The sequence below is a fragment of the Quyinboa ferrireducens genome, from assembly GCF_042436675.1.
Taxonomy (GTDB): Bacteria; Bacteroidota; Bacteroidia; order Bacteroidales; family UBA5342; genus JBHJHP01.
In genome coordinates this window covers 2,256-5,606 of record NZ_JBHMVA010000031.1, presented here as the reverse complement: position 1 = coordinate 5,606, position 3,351 = coordinate 2,256, and the positions used below count along the sequence as shown (strand labels likewise).

At 48.7% G+C, this 3,351-nt stretch carries 2 rRNA genes; both read right to left on the bottom strand.

What is annotated here, in order from left to right:
* Nucleotides 1-2: 2 nt before the first annotated feature.
* A 5S ribosomal RNA gene (gene rrf, locus ACE01N_RS19940) occupies nucleotides 3-112 on the bottom strand.
* Nucleotides 113-340: 228 nt separating this feature from the next.
* A 23S ribosomal RNA gene (locus ACE01N_RS19935) occupies nucleotides 341-3,227 on the bottom strand.
* Nucleotides 3,228-3,351 lie beyond the last annotated feature (124 nt).

Here is a 3,351-nt window from a genome sequence, read left to right as displayed (position 1 = left end):
TAAAATGGCGGCGACCTACTTTCCCACAATACGCAGTATCATCGGCGCTATTGGGCTTAACTTCTCTGTTCGGAATGGGAAGAGGTGGAACCCCAACGCTATAACCACCTTAAGATCGTTTTTAAGTAGCAAGTATCTGGTATCAAGTAGCAAGATTTCTTTTGTTTTAAACCTTTAAGCCTTCACATTTTAATCCTGTGTCTTGATTCTTGATTCTTGTGTCTTAATTAAAAAACATATCTTCAGGAAAGAGCTTCAATCATATTTATTTGTAAATATTCTTCTTATCGTCTGTAACAAACGCTTCGCAGTCTATCATAACACACAACTTACAACCGGTCTGGAAGCTTTCGGGCAATTAGTACTGCTCGGCTTTGACATCTCTGCCTTTACACCTGCAGCCTATCAACGTCATCGTCTCTAACGACCCTATAAGGAAATCTTATCTTGAGGCCGGCTTCGTGCTTAGATGCTTTCAGCACTTATCCGTTCCGTACGTAGCTACCCAGCTATGCTCCTGGCGAAACAACTGGTACACCAGCGGTACGTCCAACACGGTCCTCTCGTACTAGTGTCAGATCCCCTCAAATTTCCAACGCCCACGACAGATAGGGACCGAACTGTCTCACGACGTTCTGAACCCAGCTCGCGTGCCACTTTAATGGGCGAACAGCCCAACCCTTGGGACCTTCTCCAGCCCCAGGATGTGACGAGCCGACATCGAGGTGCCAAACCGCTCCGTCGATATGAGCTCTTGGGAGCGATCAGCCTGTTATCCCCGGAGTACCTTTTATCCTTTGAGCGATGGCCCTTCCATGCGGAACCACCGGATCACTATGCTCTAGTTTCCTACCTGATCGACTTGTTGGTCTCACAGTCAAGCACCCTTGTGCCATTGCACTCTGCGGACGATTACCAAACGTCCTGAGGGCACCTTTAGAAGCCTCCGTTACTCTTTTGGAGGCGACCACCCCAGTCAAACTACCCACCACACAATGTCTCCCGTACAGGGATTAGGCACCAAGTAAGTAAAGGGACGTATTTCAAGGATGACTCCCCGACTCCTGGCGAAGCCGGCTCACTGTCTCCGTCCTATCCTACACATCAATTACCCAGTGTCAATGTGAAGCTGCAGTAAAGGTTCACGGGGTCTTTCCGTCCCGTCGCGGGTATCCGGCATCTTCACCGGAACTACAATTTCACCGAGCTCATGGCTGAGACAGTGCCCAGATCGTTACACCATTCGTGCAGGTCGGAACTTACCCGACAAGGAATTTCGCTACCTTAGGACCGTTATAGTTACGGCCGCCGTTTACCGGGGCTTCAGTTCAATGCTTCTCCCCTAAAGGATAACATCCCCCCTTAACCTTCCGGCACCGGGCAGGTGTCAGGCCTTATACATCTTCTTTCGAATTAGCAAAGCCCTGTGTTTTTGCTAAACAGTCGCCTGGGCCATTTCTCTGCGCCCTACATCGCTGCAGGGGACCCTTCTCCCGAAGTTACGGGCCTATTTTGCCTAGTTCCTTAGCCATGAATCACTCGAGCGCCTTAGTATTCTCAACCCAACTACGTGTGTCCGTTTACGGTACGGGCTCCTGTAACCTGAAGCTTAGAGGTTTTTCTCGGTTGCTCTTACACCTTTATCCGCTTGCCCGTAGGCTCGCGGTACTTTCAGGTTCGACTCTTTTGGCGGATTTACCTGCCAAAATCAATATCTACACCCTTAAACGTACTATTCCGTCAGTACGCAAGGCTGTCAGTGCAACGTCACCCCTTCGCAGTTACAGCAGGTAACGGAATATTAACCGTTTTGCCATCGAGATCGCCTCTCGGCTTACCCTTAGGTCCCGACTAACCCTGATCCGATTAGCGTTGATCAGGAATCCTTGGTCTTTCGGCGAGGAGGTTTCTCACCCCCTTTATCGTTACTTATGCCTACATTTGCTTTTCCAGAAACTCCACAATACATTACCATACTGCTTCGACGTCGCTGGAATGCTCCCCTACCTATTAATATTGCTATCAATAGCATAGCTTCGGTGATATGCTTATGCCCGATTATCATCCATGCCCGGTCGCTCGACTAGTGAGCTGTTACGCACTCTTTAAATGAATGGCTGCTTCCAAGCCAACATCCTAGCTGTCTGAGCAACCAGACCGCGTTTGGTCAACTTAGCATATACTTGGGGACCTTAGCTGATGCTCTGGGTTCTTTCCCTCTCGGACACGGACCTTAGCACCCGCGCCCTCACTCCCATACATCATTTTGTAGCATTCGGAGTTTATCAGGGGTTGATAGGCGGTGAAGCCCTCGCGCCCTATCAGTCGCTCTACCTCTACAAAACTAATATGAGGCTGCACCTAAATGCATTTCGGGGAGTACGAGCTATTTCCAAGTTTGATTGGCCTTTCACCCCTACCCACAACTCATCCAAAGACTTTTCAACGTCAACTGGTTCGGTCCTCCATCTCGTGTTACCGAGACTTCAACCTGGTCATGGGTAGATCACATGGTTTCGCGTCTAGCGCCACTAACTGCTTCGCCCTATTCAGACTCGCTTTCGCTTCGGCTACTCCTCTCCAGAGAATTAACCTCGCTAGTGACGACTAACTCGTAGGCTCATTATGCAAAAGGCACGCCGTCACCACATAAATGCAGCTCCGACCGCTTGTAGGCGTACGGTTTCAGGTTCTTTTTCACTCCCCTGTTCGGGGTACTTTTCACCTTTCCCTCACGGTACTGGTCCACTATCGGTCTCCCAGGAGTATTTAGCCTTACCAGATGGTCCTGGCAGATTCAGACAGGATTTCTCGTGTCCCGCCCTACTCAGGGTACTGCTATCAATTATAAACCTTACAAGTACGGGGCTTTCACCCTCTTTGGCATATCTTTCCAGATAGCTTCCTCTTCAATTTATTACCAAATATCGCAGCCCTACAACCCCGCATTTGCCGAAACAAATACGGTTTAGGCTATTCCCACTTCGCTCGCCACTACTACGGGAATCACTTTTGTTTTCTTTTCCTCCGGGTACTTAGATGTTTCAGTTCTCCAGGTTCGCCTCCTATAAATAGGATGTCATACCTTCAGTATAACGGGTTGCCCCATTCGGACATCCGCGCATCAAATGGTTATTTGCACCTTTACGCGGCTTTTCGCAGCTTGTCACGTCCTTCTTCGCCTCTGGGAGCCCAGGCATCCACCATACGCCCTTAGTAACTTCTTCAGACCTTTTTCAGGTCGTAGTCGTTTGTTATATATTCTACTTTAACGCTTGTTACTAACTAAAAAAATATTTCTTTAAAATACTTTCTCAGCTCTTTCCCTCAAACATGTCAATGAACTCTTCT